The 19305-nt window shown below is 69.5% G+C and carries 17 protein-coding genes; 6 read left to right on the top strand and 11 right to left on the bottom strand.

What is annotated here, in order from left to right:
• Positions 1–65: 65 nt before the first annotated feature.
• The 6 genes from CRP56_RS43390 to CRP56_RS43415 form a co-directional block, all read right to left on the bottom strand.
• Entirely contained in the window at positions 66–1343 is a 1278-nt protein-coding gene (locus CRP56_RS43390) for an NAD(P)/FAD-dependent oxidoreductase (RefSeq protein WP_097275241.1), read from the bottom strand.
• A 360-nt stretch (positions 1344–1703) separates the two neighbouring features.
• Positions 1704–2525 carry an AfsR/SARP family transcriptional regulator gene (locus CRP56_RS43395; protein ID WP_097275732.1) on the bottom strand — a complete coding sequence of 274 codons (822 nt, stop codon included), beginning with the start codon at positions 2523–2525 and terminating at the stop codon, positions 1704–1706.
• Positions 2526–2844: 319 nt separating this feature from the next.
• A complete protein-coding gene (locus CRP56_RS43400) occupies positions 2845–3705 on the bottom strand; it encodes an AfsR/SARP family transcriptional regulator (RefSeq protein WP_097275243.1) in 861 nt (286 codons plus the stop codon).
• Between the two features lie 287 nt (positions 3706–3992).
• Positions 3993–4619 carry a ScbR family autoregulator-binding transcription factor gene (locus tag CRP56_RS43405; protein ID WP_097275245.1) on the bottom strand — a complete coding sequence of 209 codons (627 nt, stop codon included), beginning with the start codon at positions 4617–4619 and terminating at the stop codon, positions 3993–3995.
• A gap of 73 nt (positions 4620–4692) precedes the next feature.
• Complete coding sequence (locus tag CRP56_RS43410; RefSeq protein WP_097275247.1) at positions 4693–6285, bottom strand: acyl-CoA carboxylase subunit beta; 1593 nt, start codon at positions 6283–6285, stop codon at positions 4693–4695.
• 123 nt (positions 6286–6408) lie between these two features.
• On the bottom strand, positions 6409–6603 hold the full coding sequence (locus tag CRP56_RS43415) for an acyl-CoA carboxylase subunit epsilon (RefSeq protein WP_257042187.1): 195 nt from the start codon (positions 6601–6603) through the stop codon (positions 6409–6411).
• Between the two features lie 356 nt (positions 6604–6959).
• Here CRP56_RS43415 and CRP56_RS43420 point away from each other — a divergent pair, with 356 nt between their 5' ends.
• The 4 genes from CRP56_RS43420 (at position 6960) to CRP56_RS43435 (ending at position 11547) form a co-directional block, all read left to right on the top strand.
• Positions 6960–7931, top strand: coding sequence for a ScbA/BarX family gamma-butyrolactone biosynthesis protein (locus CRP56_RS43420; RefSeq protein ID WP_306459474.1), 972 nt, complete (start codon positions 6960–6962; stop codon positions 7929–7931).
• Positions 7932–8688: 757 nt separating this feature from the next.
• A complete protein-coding gene (locus CRP56_RS43425) occupies positions 8689–9360 on the top strand; it encodes a ScbR family autoregulator-binding transcription factor (protein WP_097275253.1) in 672 nt (223 codons plus the stop codon).
• 201 nt (positions 9361–9561) lie between these two features.
• Positions 9562–10326, top strand: a complete 765-nt coding sequence (locus CRP56_RS43430) for an SDR family oxidoreductase (protein WP_097275255.1) — start codon at positions 9562–9564, stop codon at positions 10324–10326.
• 159 nt (positions 10327–10485) lie between these two features.
• Complete coding sequence (locus CRP56_RS43435) at positions 10486–11547, top strand: NAD-dependent epimerase/dehydratase family protein (RefSeq protein ID WP_097275257.1); 1062 nt, start codon at positions 10486–10488, stop codon at positions 11545–11547.
• Here the strand turns inward: CRP56_RS43435 and CRP56_RS43440 are convergent.
• From CRP56_RS43440 to CRP56_RS43450, 3 genes are read right to left on the bottom strand one after another with little or no spacing between them, the layout of a single operon-like run.
• On the bottom strand, positions 11531–11932 hold the full coding sequence (locus CRP56_RS43440) for a DUF6009 family protein (protein ID WP_097275259.1): 402 nt from the start codon (positions 11930–11932) through the stop codon (positions 11531–11533). The two genes, CRP56_RS43435 and CRP56_RS43440, sit on opposite strands and share 17 nt — an antisense overlap.
• Positions 11929–13434 (bottom strand): DNA primase family protein, encoded by a 1506-nt coding sequence (locus tag CRP56_RS43445; protein ID WP_097275261.1) that lies wholly within the window; start codon positions 13432–13434, stop codon positions 11929–11931. The genes CRP56_RS43440 and CRP56_RS43445 overlap by 4 nt, the downstream gene beginning before the upstream one ends.
• A complete protein-coding gene (locus tag CRP56_RS43450; RefSeq protein ID WP_097275263.1) occupies positions 13431–14528 on the bottom strand; it encodes a bifunctional DNA primase/polymerase in 1098 nt (365 codons plus the stop codon). The genes CRP56_RS43445 and CRP56_RS43450 overlap by 4 nt, the downstream gene beginning before the upstream one ends.
• 782 nt (positions 14529–15310) lie before the next feature.
• Here CRP56_RS43450 and CRP56_RS43455 point away from each other — a divergent pair.
• A complete protein-coding gene (locus tag CRP56_RS43455) occupies positions 15311–15883 on the top strand; it encodes a transcriptional regulator (protein WP_097275265.1) in 573 nt (190 codons plus the stop codon).
• 38 nt (positions 15884–15921) lie between these two features.
• Here the strand turns inward: CRP56_RS43455 and ftsH are convergent, their stop codons facing one another.
• The gene (gene ftsH, locus CRP56_RS43460) at positions 15922–17871 is read right to left on the bottom strand and encodes an ATP-dependent zinc metalloprotease FtsH (protein WP_097275267.1); all 1950 of its coding nucleotides are present in this window, start codon (positions 17869–17871) and stop codon (positions 15922–15924) included.
• Positions 17872–18088: 217 nt separating this feature from the next.
• Between ftsH and CRP56_RS43465 the strand changes: the two genes are divergently transcribed.
• Positions 18089–19048: a PrsW family intramembrane metalloprotease gene (locus tag CRP56_RS43465; protein ID WP_097275269.1), complete on the top strand. Its 960-nt coding sequence runs from the start codon at positions 18089–18091 to the stop codon at positions 19046–19048.
• On the opposite strand, the gene CRP56_RS43470 is transcribed toward CRP56_RS43465, so the two are convergent.
• Entirely contained in the window at positions 18949–19254 is a 306-nt protein-coding gene (locus CRP56_RS43470; RefSeq protein WP_097275271.1) for a WhiB family transcriptional regulator, read from the bottom strand. The two genes, CRP56_RS43465 and CRP56_RS43470, sit on opposite strands and share 100 nt — an antisense overlap.
• Between the last annotated feature and the right edge of the window lie 51 nt (positions 19255–19305).

Raw genomic sequence — 19305 nt, forward strand, 5'->3', positions numbered from 1 at the left:
ATGAAGGCCGGCCTGGAGGGCGGCCGGCCTTCGTCCTGTTGTACGTCGGTCCTCGTCGGTCCTCGTCAGCCCTCGTCGACGGCCGCGGTGTCGTCCGCGGCGATGAGGTCGCTGAGGTCGAGGTTGAACAGCGCGTGCCGGCCGCTGAGTCCGGAGACCAGCTTGACGAAGTCCACCTCGGCGTCGGCCTTCTTCTCCGGGTCCGTGATCTGCTGGGCCAGGTCGAAGTAGAAACCCTTGTCCTTCGACCGGTCGTAGAAGCCTTCCACGAACGTGCGGATCTCACCGAAGAAGTCCTGGTACGCGGTGGCGTACCGGTCGAGGGCCTTCTCCTCGATCTCCGGGTGCTGGATGATCTTGTCGACGACGCGCGACAGGGCCATGGCGGTCATCGTGGCCAGCGCGACACCGGTGGAGAACAGCGGGTCGACGAAGGCGGCGGCGTCGCCGACCAGCACCCAGCCGTCGCCGTAGAAGCGCTCGTTGGTGTAGGACCAGTCGCGCGCGGAGCGGTAGCCGGCGGCCTGGCGGGCGTCGCGCAGCAGCTCCTTGAGCTTGGTGGTGGTCTGTATCTGGGCCTCGAAGAGGTCCTCGAGCGGCTGGCCGTTGGCGGTGGCCTTCTCCGACTGCGTCACGTAGCCGACGCTGAAGACGCCCTTGTCGATCGGGATGCCCCAGAACCAGCCGTCCGCGGTGCCCTCGATGAGGATGTTGCTCCACTCGTCGCCGGGCAGCCGGTGGCAGCCGTCGAAGTAGGTCCAGACGGCGACGTTGCGCAGCCGCTCGTTCCAGTTGACCTCGGAGTACTTGCGGCCGAGGACCCGGGCCTGGCCGGAGGCGTCGATGACGAGGGACGCCCGGGCCTCCTGGATGCCGTCGCGGCCGCGCAGGGCGTACTTGACGCCGACGACACGGCCGTTCTCCTCGATGGGGGCCTTGACCGTCGCCTCTTCCACGACGGTGGCACCGAGCTCGCGCGCCCGGTCCAGGATCAGCGCGTCGAGGTCGGCACGACGGGTGTGGAAGGAGTAGGGGAGCTTCCCGCCGGTGGTGAAGGAGAAGTTCCACGGGACCTCGTTGTTGCCCCAGACGAGGGTGCCGCCGTACTTGCGCTCGAAGCCCTTGGCCTCCATGCGCTCGGTGAGGCCGAGTTCCGCCATCGGAATCATGAAGCCGGGGATGAGGGATTCCCCGACGTGATACCGCGGGAATCGCTCACGGTCGAGTACGAGAACACGGTGTCCCTGCTTGGCGATGAGCCCCGCGCTGGTGGCGCCGGCAGGACCACCGCCGATGATGATGACGTCGTAATCGTTGGACAGCCCATAGAGAGTGGACGACATGCGAGCCCTTCCCAAATCCTGAATCGGCTGGCACTCGCGAGTCGCGTGAGGAATTCTTCCGCTCTTTCCGCCCCCGTCGAGCGCGTTCACTCGCACCAGCGTGCAGGACGCAATCAGGCCATGTCATCGCCGAGATTGCTCAAGGGAGGATCTACCGAAACAGTACGGAATCCGGATGCGGCAAAGCGCGCTGCCCCTTGGCCGCGTATTGCGGCTCGGGCAGCGCGCATGGTGTGCAATCCCCTGGAATCCCCCGCTCTCGCGGGGCGTTCACAGACGTGTGCCCGGCCTCGGCGGTCCACCGCTTCCAGGCACACGCGTGATGTTCTGAGTACGAGTCAGCCCCCGCTCCTCCCGGCCTCAGGCGGCGTAGAGATCGAAGGTCGAGGTCCGCCGCGCCCCGGCGACGACGTCCAGTTGCGGGTCGACCGACAGCATGGCCTCGTGCAGCCGCTGCACCTGCGGAGAGGGCTCGACGCCCAGTTCCTCGATGAGGCGGATGCGCAGCTTGCGGTAGACCGCGAGGGCCGATGCCTGCCGCCCCGACCGGTACAGCGCCACCATGGCCTGCGAGTGCAGCCCTTCGTGCTGCGGGTAGCGTGCCGTCAGTTCGGTGAGCTCGGCGATCAGCTCGGAGTGCCGGCCGAGCCGCAGGTCGGCGTCGATGCGCCGCTCGACGGTACCGAGCCTGCTCTCCTCCAGTCGCATGACCTCTATGGCGAGGATCGGTCCGACGCGTACGTCGACCAGTGCGGGGCCGCGCCACAGCTCCAGTGCCTTGCGGAACCGGTCGGCGGAGGTCTCGTCGTCGCCGGCTTCGAAGGCGGACCGCCCTTCCGTGACCATGCGCTCGTACTCGTGCACGTCGACGCTCTCCGGCGGGATCTGGAGCAGATAGCCGCCGTGCCGGGTGGCGAGCACCTCCTTGGCTCCGCCGGGCGCGTCCGGTCCCATCGCGGTCCCGAGGCGCCGGCGCAGCTGGAGGATGTAGGTCTGCAGGGTGGTGAGCGCGCTCTGGGGCGGCTCGGTTCCCCAGATCTCCTCCATGAGCATCGGAACGGGCATGACCCGCCCTGGGTAGAGGGCGAGCAGGGAAAGAATCTGCCGCGGCTTGCCGGCCGTCGGGACTATCGATCCCCCGTTGACCTCAGCGCTCAACGGACCCAGTACCTGTATCTTCACTGCTTCCCCTCCGTACTTCGTCGCGTTCCTCTCGTGGCTGAATTCCGTCACCGTCAGCACACTAGCGGGATCCGCGCCGCGCCCGCCTTTCCTCGACCAGGGCTTGAGAGTGTTTCAACTGACTGCCCTGGCCGGTGAATTGATCGGCTCGAGAACAAACGGACGGCATCCGGAACAAATCACGCCCGTTGAATGAACTTCACGATTGCTCTTTTCCGGTTGCTTTTCCGCTCGAATTCCTTGGCTGTACGGCACGGAACGGAATAGGGCGGGGTGGGGGGATGGGTGGTGCGGTGGCCGAACGCGGAGCGGGGCGCGCTCAGCTCGTGTGGACGAGCCGCTGCTTGCCGTTGGTGGGGGCCGGAACCACGGTGTCGGGGTTGGCGGCGAGGATGGAGCGCTGCAGGCGCCGCAGGCCCGCCGACGGCTCCAGGCCGAGGTCCCTGACGAGGGTGGCGCGCAGCCGCTGGTAGACCTCCAGGGCCTCGCCCCGCCGTCCCGAGCGGTACAGGGCGAGCATGAACTGCCCGTGCAGGCTCTCGTGGGTGCGGTAACGATTCACCAGAACGGTGAGCTCGGCGAGCAGTTCACGGTGCCGGCCCAGCCGCAGGTCGGCCTCGATGCGCTGGTCCAGCGCGCACAGCCGGCTCTCCTCCAGGCGCCGGATCTCCATCTCCAGCTGCGCCCCGGCCTGGACGTCGGCGAAGGCGGTGCCGGACCACAGGGCCAGCGCCTCCCGCAACTGCCGTGCGGCGCCGGGGAAGTCGCCCGCGTCCATGGCGCGGTAGCCCACGCCTGCGAGGCGCTCGAAGGCCCGGACGTCGCTCTCGCCGTCGCCGCTGGCCAGCAGATAGCCGCTGGGCATGGTCACGAGCACGTCCTTGGCGGTGCGCCGCTTGGTCTGACCGGAGCCGTCCTGCTCGCCCTGGTCGTCGTACTCGTCCTTCTCCAGGGCCGTGGCGATGAGTTCGCGCAGCTGGAGGATGTAGGTCTGGAGGGTGGTGCGGGCGCTGCGCGGCGGGGTCGCGCCCCACAGTTCCTCGATGAGGGCGGAGACGGGCACCACCCGGTCTGCGTGCAGCGCCAGCAGCGCCAGCACCTGACGTGGCTTGGGGGCCGTGGGCGTGATGGAGACTCCGTTCTCCTGCACGGCCAATGCGCCGAGTACCTCGATGTTCACGCGATCTCCCCTGTCTCGTGCCGAATGCTCCGGTCAGTGCGCGACCGTCAACAGATGCCAGTCCGGCGCCAGGGCAACACTAAAAACAGCACGCGCGGTCTGTCAATACCAAACCGCATGTCCTGTATTTTCCAAGCCGAAGCCTGGCAAGGATGGCCCTCTGACCTGCATCTCTTCTGTTCCTCTAGCAAAGAGCAAGGCGCCCTGGAGCGGAACTCCAGGGCGCCTCCGGGCGGAAGGGGGCAGTGCATGTAAGTGAACGAACAGGAAACAGACCATATGGTCTTCTACTGTTGAAGGCTCCGCGAGCCTGCGCTCGTCAGCTGGTCCACACTCTGCGGACCGGCGAGACACGGCAGGATCACCTCCCAGAAGCGGGTGACGTTCTGCGGGGACAGCCAGGTGGGGTCGTCGCCGCCGAGGACCTCGAAGCCCGCGGTCACGGCGACGATGATCTGGGCGGCGTCGGCCCAGGACACCCCTTCCGCCAGAGCCCCTTCGTCCTGGGCCCGGCGGAGAGTGTCCTCGACCCAGCGCTGCCAGTGCGCGCGCAGGCTCGACTCCCCGCGCCGCGTGCTGTCGCCGGCGAGTTCGAACCCGCCGCGCAGCACGATGTCGGTGGCGAGGCCGTTCATCAGCCCGTGCGTGGCGTCCACGACCGCCTGCAGGGGCGTGCCCTGCCTGGCCTGCGCCGCCTCGGTGATCCGGCGGACGGCCTCGGCGGCGCCCGCCTCGACCGCGTCGGCGAGCATGCTCTTGTTGGCGAAGTGGAAGTGCAGCGCCCCGTTGCTGACGCCGGCCCGCCCACTGATGGTGCTGAGCGATGCCGTGACGAAGCCTTCCTCGGCGAACACCGCGGCCGCGGCCTGGATCAGTGCCTGCCGGGTGCGAGCGGCTCGCTCCTGTTTGACCATCTGCGCTCTCCTGAGAACAGGGACGTCGAAAGCCGGTGCCGTACCGACATCCCCGGTCCCGTCGAACGTGGTGCTACTGCGGGGGATTGCCGTGCTTGCGGGACGGCAGGTCTGCGTGCTTGCTGCGGAGCATGGCCAGGGAGCGGATGAGAACCTCCCGGGTCCGGGTCGGGTCGATCACGTCGTCGACCAGACCGCGCTCGGCGGCGTAGTAGGGGTGCATGAGCTCGGCCTTGTACTCCTTGACCAGCTTCTGCCGCACGGTCTCGGGGTCCTCGGCCTCGGCGATCTGCCGGCGGAAGATGACGTTGGCGGCGCCCTCGGCGCCCATCACGGCGATCTCGTTCGTCGGCCACGCGTAGGTGAGGTCGGCGCCGATGGACTGGGAGTCCATGACGATGTAGGCACCGCCGTAGGCCTTGCGCAGGATCAGCGAGACCCGCGGGACGGTCGCGTTGCAGTAGGCGTACAGCAGCTTCGCGCCGTGCCGGATGATGCCGCCGTGCTCCTGGTCGACGCCGGGCAGGAAGCCGGGCACGTCCAGCAGCGTGACGATCGGGATGTTGAAGGAGTCGCACCACTGGACGAACCGCGCGGCCTTTTCACTGGCCTCGATGTCCAGGACGCCCGCGAGGGACTGCGGCTGGTTGGCGACGATGCCGACGACCTGGCCGTCGAGCCGGCCCAGCGCGCAGATGATGTTGCGCGCCCAGCGCTCGTGGACCTCCATGTACTCGCCGTCGTCGACGATCTCCTCGATGACCTTGACCATGTCGTACGGCCGGTTGCCGTCGGCCGGCACCAGGTCAAGGAGCGTCTCCGAGCGCCGTTCGACGGGGTCCCCGGAGCGGGCCCTCGGTGCCGCCTCCCGGTTGTTCTGCGGCAGCAGCGTGAGCAGGAAGCGCACTTCGGCGAGGCAGGTCTCCTCGTCGTCGTAGGCGAAGTGCGCGACGCCGGAGGTCTCGGCGTGCACGTCGGCGCCGCCCAGGCCGTTCTGCGTGATCTCCTCGCCGGTGACGGCCTTGACGACGTCCGGGCCGGTGATGAACATCTGCGAGGTGTCGCGGACCATGAACACGAAGTCGGTCAGCGCCGGGCTGTAGGCGGCGCCGCCGGCGCAGGGGCCGAGCATGACGCTGATCTGCGGGATGACCCCGCTCGCCTTGGTGTTGCGCTGGAAGATGCCGCCGTAGCCGGCGAGCGCGGAGACGCCCTCCTGGATACGGGCGCCCGCGCCGTCGTTGAGCGAGACCAGCGGGGCCCCGGCGCTGAGGGCCATGTCCATGATCTTGTGGATCTTGGTGGCGTGGGCCTCGCCCAGGGCGCCGCCGAAGATCCGGAAGTCGTGTGCGTAGACGAAGACCGTACGGCCCTCGACCGTGCCCCAGCCGGTGATGACGCCGTCGGTGTACGGCTTCTTCATCTCCATGCCGAAACCGGTGGCCCGGTGCCGGCGCAGCGGTTCGACCTCGTGGAAGGAGTCCGGGTCCAGCAGCAGTTCGATGCGCTCCCGGGGGGTCAGCTTCCCTCTGGCGTGCTGCGCCTTGGTCGCCTCCGGGCTGGGGCCTGCCAGAGCCTGCTCGCGGATGCTGTGGAGCTCCGCCACGCGTCCGCGTATGTCCGCGGGTCCCGGTTCGTTGGGTACCGGGCCAGTCTTCAGAGCCATGTCAGGTGCCTTCCTGGGACAAGGCCGAGGAGGTCCCGCCCCGGGTCCGTGAAGCCATCATAACAAACCGCTCATGCGGTTTCTGGTTAAAGAGTGAAGGAAATCGGGAGATGCCTCTCGCCATCAACGCCAGCTCTCGGGCGCCGCGTAGCGATCCGACTCCGCCCACCATCGGATTTCGGCCGCCGACGGCTCCCCGGGCGTCTCGTCCTCACCCGCGCCCGCACGCACGCTGAGCAGCACCGCGACCACGGCGGCCAGTTCTGCCTCGTCAGGCCGCCCTCGCTCCACCCTGATCACGGCGTCTCCCGTCTCCACGCGACCGATCCCCCTTCATGTCGGGCCTGCAGACACGGTCGGGGACGCCACTCAAGGGCGGCTTTCAGATCGCTCGAGAAGGAGGAGCGGGCCACACTTCCGCACCGCGGCAGACGGAGGGCCATGGGGACAGGCGCAGGAACGGGTCACGTGCGGGGGATCCCGCGCCCCGGGGAGACGTCCGGTGATCGTCTCCACATTCAGGAACGCATGGCTCCATTTATCGTACGGCTGACTGTGCGATTCCTTCTGGAAATTAAACCGGATGGTATGTATCTTCGCTGTCCTGAGGGATCCACCACCAACATTCAAGCCGAGGCGGCTCAGGGGGAACTGTGTCTACGAGTACGTTCCACGTGAATCGTGCGATACCCAGCGCGGCCTTCAGGGGCAGTGGCTCGACGGCCTCCACCGAAGCCCGTGCCCTGTTCTACCAGTCTCTGACCACGACTGTTCCCAAGGAGCTCGTCCACCGCGCAAGCGTTGCCGAAGTCATGCTGACCGACTGGGAGCGGGTGAGCAAGGACCACTTCACCGTCGCCGCCCAGTGGCCCCGTGGCCACAGCTTCTTCGCCAACGTCGACGGTCGCCACGACCCGCTCATCGCAGCCGAAACGATCCGGCAGGCCGGGACACTCCTGACGCACGCGGAGTTCGGCGTCCCGCTCGGCTACCACTTCCTGATGTGGGACCTGTCCGTCTCCGTACAGCCGGAGATCCTCCGGGTCGGCACCGCGCCGGCGTCGGTCGACGTCGAGATGACCTGCGAGGACGTCAAGCTTCGCGGCAACAGGCTGGCGGGCTGCCGCTACAACGCGGTGATCCGCCGCGACGGCCAGGTCGCCGCGACCGGAAGCGCCAACTTCACCTGCACCTCCGGCAAGGTCTACGAGCGACTGCGCGGCGACCGCAGCGACTTCGCCGAGCGGCAGCTGCCGCTCACCGCCCCGGTCGCGCCGCAGAACGTCGGCCGGATCTCTCCGATGGACGTCGTGCTGTCCCCCATAGGGGACCCGAACCGCTGGCTGCTGAGGGTCGACACCCGCCACCCCATCCTCTTCGACCACCCGGTCGACCACGTGCCCGGCATGGTGCTGCTGGAAGCGGCCCGGCAGGCTTCGACCGCGCTCCTGGGCTGCCCTTGCCTGCCCGTGGACTTCAGCAGTGAGTTCATGAAGTACGTGGAACTGGACGCTCCTTGTGTGATCGAGGCACAGCACCTGCCAGACTCGGGCACGGACCGGGGCGAGCGGGTCCTCGTGACCGGCTACCAGGACGAGACGCCCGTGTTCCGGTCCACCGTGACCATGGCGCCGTTCTCCGCGTAACGGCCCTTGTCCGGCGCAGCGGGGCCCGCTGCGCCGGACGACGGTCTCGTGGACCGCGCCGGAGTGTCCTGCCCTCACACGGAGGACGCGGATGCCCCTTCGGCGCGGTCCACGCCTGTTCTGAAGCCTCACCACCTACCACGGCACGACACGGACCCGCCGCACGACTACGCCCCCGCCGGACGGACGCGGGCCGCCGAACCCGGCGGTGCACGGCGGGCACCGGCCGCGGAAGGCTCCGTCCCCACTGGCGGAGCACCGCGGCAGCACCCGCCAGGACGCCTTGCCACCCGTCACACTCCGGCCATTTCCGCGACACGGGAGCCAGGCCGCCGGCCACCGCCGCCGCGTACGGCGACGAGGCTCACCGGCCGCCCGCCCCGCTCGGCGCGCCCACATCCCCGAGGCGCCCGTAGCGCCGCCCGTCACCGCGGGCGCCCTTCACGGACTGCGCGAAACACCTGGCCATCGCGCGAACGCACAGTTCGGCCGGAAGCCGCCCAACCAAATCTCCGCCCGCCGCTCCTACCACGCGCCGACACCGGGATCACCGGCGACTGCCCCGGCCCGTTCGCGGGCGGCGCCCGCGCGCACCGAGATCGAACCGCCGCCCCTCCCCCGCCCGACCCGACGGTTTTTCGCAACTCATTGAATGCCGTACAAACAGAAGGGTGCGCGATCTCGCGTTGCCTGTAAGATACAAACTGGGCGGTTTTTTTAGTGGGCTCGGACTGATGGATCAGAGGAGGCGCCGATAGTGGCGAAACAGGACAGGGCGATCCGCACGCGTGGAGCGATCCTCACGGCAGCGGCCAAGGTCTTCGAGGAACACGGCTACCAGGCCGCCACGATCTCGGAGATCCTCTCCACGGCGGGCGTCACCAAGGGAGCGTTGTACTTCCACTTCAACTCCAAGGAGGAGCTGGCGTTCGGCGTGCTCGACGCGCAGCACATCCAGTTCGCCATCCCCAGCAGGCCCTGCAAGCTGCAGGAGCTGGTGGACGCCGCGATGCTGCACGCCTACCGGTTGCAGACCGATCCCATGGTGCGCGCGAGTGTGCGCCTGGCCATGGACCAGACGGCGACCGGCCTGGACCGTACGGGTCCGTTCCTGCGCTGGAGCGGGATCACACGTGAACTGCTGGCTCAGGCGCAGGCCCAGGGCGAGCTGTTGCCGCAGGTCGTACCGGACAATTCCTCGGACGTGTTCGTGGGGTCCTTCGCCGGAATCCAGTCCATGTCCCAGGTTCTGAGCGGATACCAGGACCTGACCGGCAGGGTCAGCGAGTTGATGCGTCATCTGCTGCCCGCTCTGGCACAGCCCTCGGTCATCGCCTCCCTGCGGCTGTCCGCGTCCCGGGGCGCCGAGGTGTTCGAAGAGGTGCAGGATCTGATGGAGGAGCACAGGACGCCGGTGTCGATCGACTGAGCAGCAGGACAGAGCCCTGAGCCGGCCCCTGTTACCCCCGCTCCGCGTGTAAATTGGGCTTGAGGGTCACATCCGGTTCCGAGACGTTCGGCAGTTCGGACGCTCGGTACCGGTAGTAGGGGTTTCCCCACACCCCTCAGCGCACGCCGATAAGCATGTACGGCCGGTACATCCACCGTCTGCTGCAGGGGGGTTGGGGGCATGGGGTCGCTCGTCGGAAAGACGGCGCTCGTCACGGGGGCCAGCCGGGGGATCGGCAGAGGGATCGCGCGCGAACTCGCGCGCCAGGGCGCGCTGGTCGCGGTTCACTACGGTGCGAACGAACAAGCGGCGCGTGAGACCGTCGAGTTGATCGACCGGGACGGCGGGCGGGCCTTTGCCGTCCGGGCCGAACTGGGCGCACCCGACGATGTCGAGACGCTGTACTCCCAGGTGGAGACCGGCCTGGCGGAGCAGGGACAGGGGCCCGAGCTCGACATTCTCGTCAACAACGCGGCCGTCAGCGGGTCCGCTCGGATCCACGAAGTCACGCCCGAGCTGTTCGACCGCCTCTTCGCCGTGAACACCAGGTCCCTGCTGTTCCTCGTGCAGCGGGGCCTCAAGAACCTGCGCGACGGCGGCCGCATCATCAACGTCTCGTCGGCGGCCACCCGGATCGCGTACCCCGAGTCCGTCGTGTATTCGATGACCAAAGGGGCCCTGAACACCTTCACCCTCGCCCTGGCCAAGGAACTCGGCCCTCGGGGCATCACGGTGAACGCGGTCGGCCCCGGGTTCGTCGCGACCGACATGAACGCCGACAGGCGCGCGACCGAGGAAGCCGCGGCGCGACTCGCCGGCTGGTCCGTCTTCAACCGGCTGGGCCAGCCCTCCGACATCGCCGAGATCGTCGGATTCCTGGCCTCGGACGCATCCCGCTGGATCACCGGTCAGTGCCTCGACGCCAGTGGCGGTTCCGGCCTCTGACGGTGCGTCGCTCTCACCCTCTGTGACCACGGGCCGCTGTGTGCGCAGGCTCGAGGACCGAACCCCCTTTAAAACAAACCGAATAAGCGGTATGTTTCTGACTGTGGAGGCCGCGCTCGCTAGAGCGCCAGGATGCCTACCTTTCCAAGGAGCCCAGTCATGCTCTCTTTGACATCGAGGCCCAGCACTGCCACGGCAGCCGGCAGCAACACCGGCCCTGTCCTGGTCGTGGGAGGCACCGGTTTCATCGGCAGCGCCGTTCTGCGGGAACTGACCCGCGAGCACTCCTCGCCCACCACCACACCGGCGATCCGCGTACTGTCCCGCACGCTGCCTCACGTGACGGCGGCCAACGCGGTACGGCACGTGGCCGGCGACATCACCGATCCCTCCACCCTGCACGGGGTCTGCGCGGGCGTCGAAACGGTGATCCACGCCGCCAGTTACGTGGGCCGCGACCTGCAGAAGTGCCACGACATCAACTACCTGGGCACCCAGGCGCTGCTGGAGGAGGCCCGCCGCAGCGGAGTGCGGCGCTTCCTCTACGTCAGCACCGCCTCGGTCTACGGCATGGGCCCCCACCGCGGGCCTGCCGAGGGGCAGTTGACCCCCTCCCCCGCCTCACCGGCCAGCATCTCGCGCCTGCGGGCCGAGGAGGCAGTCCGAGCCGCCGGCGGCATCGTCCTGCGCCCCCACCTCATCTACGGCGCCGGCGACCGCTGGTTCATCCCCACCCTGGCCCGCGTGCTGCGCCAGGCGCCCTACTGGCCCGCCGGAGCCACACCCCGGGCCTCCGTCATCGCGGCCGAGGACCTGGCCCGTGTGATCGTCACGCTGACGCGGCAGTCCTGGCACGACGGCGAGACGTACCACGTGGCCGACCCCCGTCCGCTGCCCATGGACGAGCTCTACGCGAAGATGCGCGCCTTCCTTGGGCTGCCGATGGCGCAGGAGGTACCGCCCAAGGAACACCGCGCGCTGGTGCGGCAGTTGGTACCCGACCTCTCCGACCACCAGTACGCCCTGCTCACCGAGGACTGCTGGTTCGACACCAGCCGCATCTGGCAGCGAACCGGTCTGCACCCGGGCCCGGGCTTCGAGCAGCGCCTGGCCGCCTGCTCCGCCTGGTACGCCAAGCAAGGGGCTCCCGAAGCCCTCACGCCCCCGGCCACCGGTCGACAGCTGCTCGGCTTCCCGGGCACCGTCACAACGGCAGCGTGATCCCCAGCGCACGCATCGCCGAGGACGGCGGGCCGCCCTCCGAACGCTCCGTCTTGCAGCCCTTGCTGCCCGGCGCCAGCGTGCGCGGATCCACCGCCTCGGCGGGCGCGCCCGTCGAGTACAGGCCCTCGGGGTCGGTGTCACGGTCGTGCGGGAGCAGCCAGAACACCCGGCGGCGGAAGGTGCCCGAGGAACGGGAGGGCTTGGCCCCGGAGCCCAGCACCGCGTAGCCGACCATGCGGCCGTCGCGGTGGTAGGGGGGCTTGCCGCGCCGGGTGGGCAGCCGGTCAAGGCTCTGGCGTACGTAGTCGAGCGTGCTGATGTCCTCGAGCCAGACGAGCTCGTCCTCGTGGACGAGCTCGTCCTCGGCGATGAGGGCGCTCATGCTGTCTCCTCGTCGGCGACAAGTCCGATGCCCGGGTAGTACTTGCGCTGGTTGGACAGGATCATCGCCTTGGGCGATTCCAGTCCCACCACCTCGCGGACCCGCGCCGCGAAGGCCCGGGACGAGAGCGCCGGGGCCCCCTCATTGTGACACCAGCTCTTGTACACCGCGTAGAGCTGTGCCTGTTCGGCCCTCAACTCCGGTGCCAGTCGGCAGGATTCCGACAGGAAGCGTCCGGTGTGGTCCTCGGTCTCCGCGTACGCCGTGGTGGCGATCCGCACCCGCTCGGGGCCGTTGAGGTCCTTCTGGCCGCTCAGGTAGCGACGAGCGCCCAGGATCAGCCAGTTCAGGATGCCGGGGCCCTCCTCGGTGACGAGGATGTCCGCGAGGTTGTCGACCTTGCGGTCGTCCGGCACGACCCGCTCGAACGGGATGAGCCGCATGCGCCGCCAGAACGCGAAGCCGCCCGTGCCCACTTCGGGCCGGTGGTTGCCCAGCAGCCAGAGTTTGTGGGTGGGTTGGAAGCTGAAGAAGTCCTGGCGCATCCGGCGGGCCTTGATGCGGTCGCCGCCCGTCAGGAGCTTGACCCGGGCCTCGTCGAAGCGGTCGCCGGGCTTGACCTCGCTGCACACGATGACGCGCCGGCCGTGCAGTTCGGCGAGGTCGGTGGGGTGGCCCTCGTAGGGGCGGGCCATCAGGAAGCCGGGCGGGGCGGCGTCGGCGTAGTCCCCGATGAGCTTGATCAGGACGTCCAGGAGCACCGACTTGCCGTTCTTGCCGGAGCCGAACAGGAACGGCATGACCTGCCCTCCGACGTCGCCGGTGATGGAGTAGCCCAGCAGCAGATGCAGGAAGTCGATCATCTCGACGCCCTCGGGGCCGTCGCCGAAGGTGTCGGTGAGGAAGCGGTCCCAGCGCGGGGTGGGCATCGCCTGGGGCGCCGCGGTGGTGGAGCGGGAGTGGAAGTCCTTGTCGGGGTCGGGGGTGCGGATCAGCCCGGTGCGCAGGTCGACGACTCCGGCCGGGGTGCACAGCGCGTACGGGTCGGCGTCCAGCCGGGCGGCGTTGAGGACCATGCCAGGCGCGGACTTGGCCTGCGCGAGCATCGCGTTCATGCCGCTGGTGCTCAGCGCCCGGCGGCGGTGCTGCTGCAACGCGGAGAAGGTGAACACGCCGCGCGGGTCGTTGCTCGCGAGGGACTCGGCGAGGTCGCCGGCCGCCCACATCACGGTGTCGTCCTCGTCCATCTGCCAGCGGGTGCTGTCCCAGCGGAACCAGCCGAGCCCGGGGACGTGCCGGTAGTCGTTGGAGTAGAGCCTGACGAAGAGTTTGGCGTTGCCCCGGTCGCTGAGGGTGTCGGGCAGCAGCCCGTCGGCGGTGGCCTCGGCCTGTACGGGATCGGCCTCCTCTGGGCGGGGGGCCGGCGCGGGCGGGCGCTGGGCGAGGATCTGCGCGGCGACGGCCTGGGCGTCGAAGAGGGTGTCTTCCTGGCGGGACGTCATGCGCGACCTCCCGGCAGCAGCGGGCGGGTGCGGCCGGCACTGAGGCCGCTGCGGATGATGGCCGTGTAGCGGCGCTCCTGGCCCGGCCTGGCGTGCTCCGCGGCCTCCCTGAGAGCGTGCTCGGCCTCCTCCGCGGCGAGCTGCCCTCCGGCCACCAGGCCGCCCGCGGTGAAGGCGGCCCGGTTCAACTTCTCCGAGAACGCGGCTCCTTCGGTCACGGCGGCGCAGGCGGCCACCTCGGCGAGCAGCGCGGCCAGGACACGTCCGGCACCCCTGTGGCCCCCTCCGGCGGCCAGGACGGCCTGCCGGGCCCGTGGCGGCACCGGCCGGGGCGCGGGGACGTAGGCGGGCGGCAGGTGCCCGGTGCGCTCCAGTTCGCGGGCCAGCCAGTCGGGCAGCGGCGCGGGCTCCCGGGCGGGGCCCACGGGCTCGTACACCCCGGCGTCGGTCACGGTGCCGGGGGCGACGATGTACCCGCCGTGCGCCCGTACGTCGACCTGCCAGGCCAGGGCGCGGACGCCGGAGCCGGTGGAGCACTGCCAGCGGTGCCCGCTGTGCGCCCGGTACCAGACGTGCAGGCCGCCCGAGGGGGTCCTGACGCGCAGGGTGGTCTCGTCGTCGGCGGGGCTGGTGAAACCGCGCAGGGCGGCCAGCACGCCGATGGTGTGGAAGCCGTTGGCCAGCCCGGTCAGGTCGATGCTGTCGGAGATCGCGATACCCGGCAGCAGTCGGTCCCGGCCCGGCAGTTGGCGTTCGTGCGCGTCGATGTCAACGACCAGCAGGCCCGCGGGCCCGCAGGAGATGCCCACGCCGAAGCCCGGGTTGGCGCCCCACCACTGCTCGATGCGGGCGAAGTCCAGGGTGGCGGCGTGGAATCCGTGGCACCAGCGGCCCGCGGCCGGGCAGCCGCAGCCCTTGTGGTGATGGCCGGGCCGCCGGCAGTCCTCGCAGTTGCCCGCGGGGGTCTTGCGCCCCGGGGCCAGGGGATGAACGGGCCATCCCCGGCTGGCACACCACCGAGCTGTCACCAACGGGCCCGCGACCGGGGCGGCCAGAGATGAGTAGCTACGTGAGTTGTGCAGCTCAGAGGCCATGCGCACCCCCCACCAGCGACCGAAGCGACTGAGCGACCGGAACAGCCTAGCGAAGCAAGTGGGAACTGAGAGGCCCCTGTGGAAAACAAAGATTCGATTCCGCTTCGGGGGCTCAGCGACTGAGCGACCAAAGCCCAGCGACTGAACGTCTTCGGTAGCTACTCAGTCGCTCTGAGAAAACCGCAGGTCAGAGGTGATGGAAAGACCAAAACAGCGACTGAAGCGACTCAGCGACTGAATATATGACGCACACACGCGCACACGCACGCACGCGCCAATGTCTTCATATACCTGGTCGCCGAGTCGCTTCAGTCGCTGTTTTCCCAAGTACACCCCATCTGACCTGGTACTTCTTCACAGCGACTGAAGAGCTACCGAAGCGACTTGGGTCGCTCCTCTTCAGTCGCTGGTCGCTTTCCGGGCCGATCGAGGGTCAGCGACCGAAGCGGACGCCGCCTGCGGGCTCAGCTACCGAAGCGACTCAAGCGACTCTGGATCTGACCTGAAGCCGACCGGAGCCGCGCCGTCCGAAAAGCACCGGTGCGGGCGTTGTCTCCTTCGCCCATTCCCCGGCCTTCAATCGCTTCAGTCGCTGCCCCCCGCCGGGAACGCCTTGACCTGGGACTTCTCGACAGCGACCGAGCGCGGCCACCAGCGACCCAAGCCCTGCCGCCGCAGGCTCGGGCCACGCGGAAACACCGCTACCCCGTACGGCGAACTTCGCCACCTCCTGGCCCATACTGATCTCCAGCAAGAGACCCTGAGCCTGGGAGGAGGGCGAAATGCCGGAGCGCACCCATCAGTTCGGCATGTACGGCGCCCGCGGCATCAAGGGCCACGAGGCCGTCGCCCGCCGACTCGACTCGCTTGCCGGGTACATCGCCACCCCCGTCACCGCCCGCCGCGGCCTGCTGGCCCGCCTGCACTACCTCACGCGCACCGACCACGCCCGGGCCGCCGCACGCGCCGCGGGACTGACGGTCACCGACCGCACCCTGAAGGCATGGCTGGACGGCAAGCGCAGCCCCTCCAGGAAGAACCTCGACCGCATCGAGCAGGCCTACCGCACCGTCCGCCGCCACAACACCGCCCGCTACCTCCTGGCCCGCCTCAACCGCGAGGGCCGCGGCACCCGCGTCGAGATCCACCCCCTCAACCAGTCGCAGGTCCCCCGCCCCCGCCAGCGCATGGTGGAGTACCGCACGCTCAACATCCGCCACTGGGACCGCATCGTCGAGGCCTGGGCCGCCGACAACCTCCAGGCCCTGGACGACGCGTGGGTCGACCAGATCGTGGACCTGGGCTCGCAGTGGGGCCAGTACGAGTACGTCACCAACATCGGGTTCGCGGCCTGAGCCACCCTTCCGCACGGCAAGTCGGCGAGGGGTCTCGCTCACTCCTTGGTGAGGTCCGTGAGCTCGCTCGGGGACGCGACTCCGGCGATGCGGTAGGCGTCCGCCTCCTCCAGCGTCTCGTGCTCCAGCAGGGCCGCCGCCAGGGCGTCCAGGCGGTCCCGGTTGTCCTCCAAGGCGCGGCACGCCTCGCCGTAGCACTCCTCGACGATCCTGCGGACCTCGTCGTCCACGAGATCCAGGGTGTGCGGGGCGGCGGACATGCCGTAGGGCTGCTGGCTGTCGGCGGGCAGCACGGACAGGTGGCCCACCCGATCGCTCATCCCCCAGCGCGCCACCATGCCGCGTGCGATGCCGGTGACGTGCTCCAGGTCGTTCTCCGCGCCTGTGGTGATGACCCCGAAGACGACGCGCTCGGCCGCCATACCGCCCAGGGCGCCGATGATCCGCCCGCGCAGATACTCCTCGGTGTAGGCGTACTTGTCCGCGTCCGGGGTGGACAGGGTGACGCCGAGGGCCCGGCCGCGCGGCACGATCGTGATCTTGCGGACCGGGTCGGCGCCCGGCTGCAACATGCCGAGCAGGGCGTGTCCGCTCTCGTGATACGCGGTACGACGACGCTCCTCCTGCGGCATCACCAGCGGGCGCTGCGCCCCGAGCTGGACCTTCTCCAGGGCGTCGGACAGGTCGTGCCCGGTGACCCGGGCCCGGTCCCGCTTGACGGCGAGGAGGGCCGCCTCGTTGGCCAGGTTGGCCAGCTCGGCGCCCGTCATGCCCGGAGTGGTCCGGGCTACCTGGGCGAGGTCGACGTCCGGGGCGAGCGGCATGGAGCGGGTGTGGATGCGCAGGATGGCCTCGCGGCCGGCGCGGTCCGGCGGGGAGACGGTCACTACCCGGTCGAAGCGGCCGGGGCGGGTCAGCGCGGGGTCGAGGATCTCGGCACGGTTGGTCGCGGCGACCACCACGACACCGTCGGAGGCGGAGAAGCCGTCCATCTCGGTGAGGATCTGGTTGAGGGTCTGCTCGCGTTCGTCGTGACCGCCGACCGCGGAGCCGGTGCGGGCCCGGCCGATGGTGTCGATCTCGTCGATGAAGACGATCGACGGGGCCACCTTGCGGGCCTCGGCGAACAACTCCCGTACCCGGGAGGCGCCCACACCGACGATCATCTCGATGAACTCGGATGCCGAGGCCGAGAAGAACGGCACCCCGGCCTCGCCCGCTACGGCCCGCGCGAGCAGCGTCTTGCCGGTCCCGGGCGGACCGGCGAGCAGCACGCCCCGGGGCATCTTCGCGCCCATGCGGCGGTAGGCGTCGGGGCGCTTGAGGAAGTCGACGACGTCGTTGAGTTCGTCCTGCACCTCGTCGATGCCGGCCACGTCGGCGAAGCTCGTCCGCCCCTGCTCCGCCTCGACCGGCTTGGGCGGCTTGCGGCCCAACACGCCGCTCATGCCTCCCAGTCCACCGCCCGCCTTACGGGCCACGAACACCCAGACGCCGATCAGCAGCGCGGTGGGCAGCAGCGACACCAGCAGGGACTGGCCGAGCCCGGGTCCCTGCGCCACCGGGGAGGCGGAGACCGACACCTTCTTCTGCTCGATCTCCCGCCACAGCTGGTCGCTGTTCGCGAAGGCGGGCTTGTACGTCTTGAAGCGGGTGTAGGTCGCCCTCTCGTCCGCCCCGTCCGCTCCCGGCACCTTGCGGGCCTGCTTCAGCGTGCCCTGGATCTCCGAGCCCCGCGAGTAGACGGTCCTGACGTTGCCCGCGTCCAACTGCGCCGTGAAGGCCGTGTAGTCGACGGACGTGGTGCCGTCGCCGTGCATGGTGTTGTAGAGCAGGCCGGTCCCCAGGTAGATGACGAGGAAGACGACGATCTGCACCAGGCAGCCGCCACGGGAGCGGCGGCCGTTCGGTGTGGGCGATCCGCCCGGCACCCCTTCGGAGCGCCACGGGGACCGCGGGTCGTGGCGGGGTGGTACGGGTGCGGCCATGGCTCTTCTCCTTGCCGGCGGGTCACGGGATGCGGCGCTCCCGGCTGCGTACACACATGCTGTCGCCGTCCCCTGGACCGGGCATCACACATGTGAGTGATTGGCAGGTGATCGACATCGGCCGCATGCACCTTTTGGCACATTTGTGTGATGTGGTTCGCTGCCCCGCGCGCCACCCTCGGAGCGCGGCACACCCCGTGCCCGAGAGGAGGACCCCGTGTCCGACCCGCAGAACCCGGCCCGCAGGAACGGCGGCCAACTGGTCCGGATCGGCCGGCGCTGGGGATGGCTGGCCGTCCTCGCCGTCGGCCTGCCGCTGTTCTGGCTCATCCACTCGGCGCTGATCTCCACCGGCAACCCCAACCTGGTCCCGGCCCTGCTCTTCTTCGGTGCGGGCCTGGTACCGGCCGCGTTCGTCACCTTCGTGGCGGGACGGCGACTCGACTTCGGCGTCGGCCCGGCCGTCGTCGGCATCACGGCGCTGGTCGGCGGTGCCGTCGGGGTGACCACGGCCGGGTTCCTGGAGTATCGGACGCTGGCGCTGCTGGACGTCCTGCCGTTGATCGCCGTGGGCGTGATCGAGGAGGTGGCGAAGCTGGTCATGCCACTGGTGCTGTTGTTGTTCATCAGGCGCCGCTCCCCCGGCGACGGCCTGCTCATCGGTGTCGCGTCGGGCGCGGGCTTCGCGGTGTTCGAGACGATGGGATACGCGCTCGTCGAGCTCGTCCAGTCCGGCGGTGACCTGCATGTGGTGGACCACCTGCTGGTGGTGCGCGGCCTGCTGAGCCCGGCCGCCCACATGGCGTGGACCGGGCTGACGAGCGCCGCGCTGTGGTCGGCCGCGTCCCACCACTGGCAACGCCGCTCCGTGGGAGTCCTGGTGCTGGTCTACGCGATCGCCGTCGCCCTGCACACGGCCTGGGACAGCTTCGACGACGACACCCTCTACACCGTCCTGGCCGCCATCAGCCTGTCCCTGCTGGTGTACACCACCCACCGGCTGGCCGGGCTGTCCCGGGCCCAGCACGTCACTTCGCCGGGCACGGGGGTCTGCTCCCGGGCCCGGGCCCGCTTCCCTCACCGGGAGGAAGACTCGTGCGGCTCGGCCCCCTCGGCGGTCACGTCCGTACCGATCTGTCGACGCTCGTTGCCGGACAGCCCGCCCCAGACTCCGTAACTCTCCCCCTGCTTCAGGGCGATGGCCGCGCAGATGTCCACCACCTCGCACCGGCCGCAGACGGCGCGGGCCCGCTCCTCGCGGGCGTGACGCGCTCGGCCCCGCTCGCCCGGGGGCGAGAAGAAGATGGAGCTGCTCATCCCGCGGCAGGCGGCACGTTGCTGCCACTGCCAGTCGGTCAGCAAGGGGCGCAGAGTGTTTCCCATGGTCTTCCTCTCTCCTTACGTCTGTCTGTCGCACGTCCGTGTGGCCACGGC

It is taken from the genome of Streptomyces sp. TLI_55 (assembly GCF_900206255.1).
Taxonomy (GTDB): Bacteria; Actinomycetota; Actinomycetes; order Streptomycetales; family Streptomycetaceae; genus Streptomyces; species Streptomyces aquilus.

Bases quoted from the DNA above. Each gene is read 5' to 3' on its own strand.
- CRP56_RS43410 (WP_097275247.1), bottom strand. From the start codon at position 6,285: ATGGCTCTGAAGACTGGCCCGGTACCCAACGAACCGGGACCCGCGGAC.
- ftsH (WP_097275267.1), bottom strand. From the start codon at position 17,871: ATGGCCGCACCCGTACCACCCCGCCACGACCCGCGGTCCCCGTGGCGC.
- CRP56_RS43450 (WP_097275263.1), bottom strand. From the start codon at position 14,528: ATGGCCTCTGAGCTGCACAACTCACGTAGCTACTCATCTCTGGCCGCC.
- CRP56_RS43470 (WP_097275271.1), bottom strand. From the start codon at position 19,254: ATGGGAAACACTCTGCGCCCCTTGCTGACCGACTGGCAGTGGCAGCAA.
- CRP56_RS43430 (WP_097275255.1), top strand. From the start codon at position 9,562: ATGGGGTCGCTCGTCGGAAAGACGGCGCTCGTCACGGGGGCCAGCCGG.
- CRP56_RS43455 (WP_097275265.1), top strand. From the start codon at position 15,311: ATGCCGGAGCGCACCCATCAGTTCGGCATGTACGGCGCCCGCGGCATC.
- CRP56_RS43405 (WP_097275245.1), bottom strand. From the start codon at position 4,619: ATGGTCAAACAGGAGCGAGCCGCTCGCACCCGGCAGGCACTGATCCAG.
- CRP56_RS43390 (WP_097275241.1), bottom strand. From the start codon at position 1,343: ATGTCGTCCACTCTCTATGGGCTGTCCAACGATTACGACGTCATCATC.
- CRP56_RS43440 (WP_097275259.1), bottom strand. From the start codon at position 11,932: ATGAGCGCCCTCATCGCCGAGGACGAGCTCGTCCACGAGGACGAGCTC.
- CRP56_RS43445 (WP_097275261.1), bottom strand. From the start codon at position 13,434: ATGACGTCCCGCCAGGAAGACACCCTCTTCGACGCCCAGGCCGTCGCC.
- CRP56_RS43435 (WP_097275257.1), top strand. From the start codon at position 10,486: ATGCTCTCTTTGACATCGAGGCCCAGCACTGCCACGGCAGCCGGCAGC.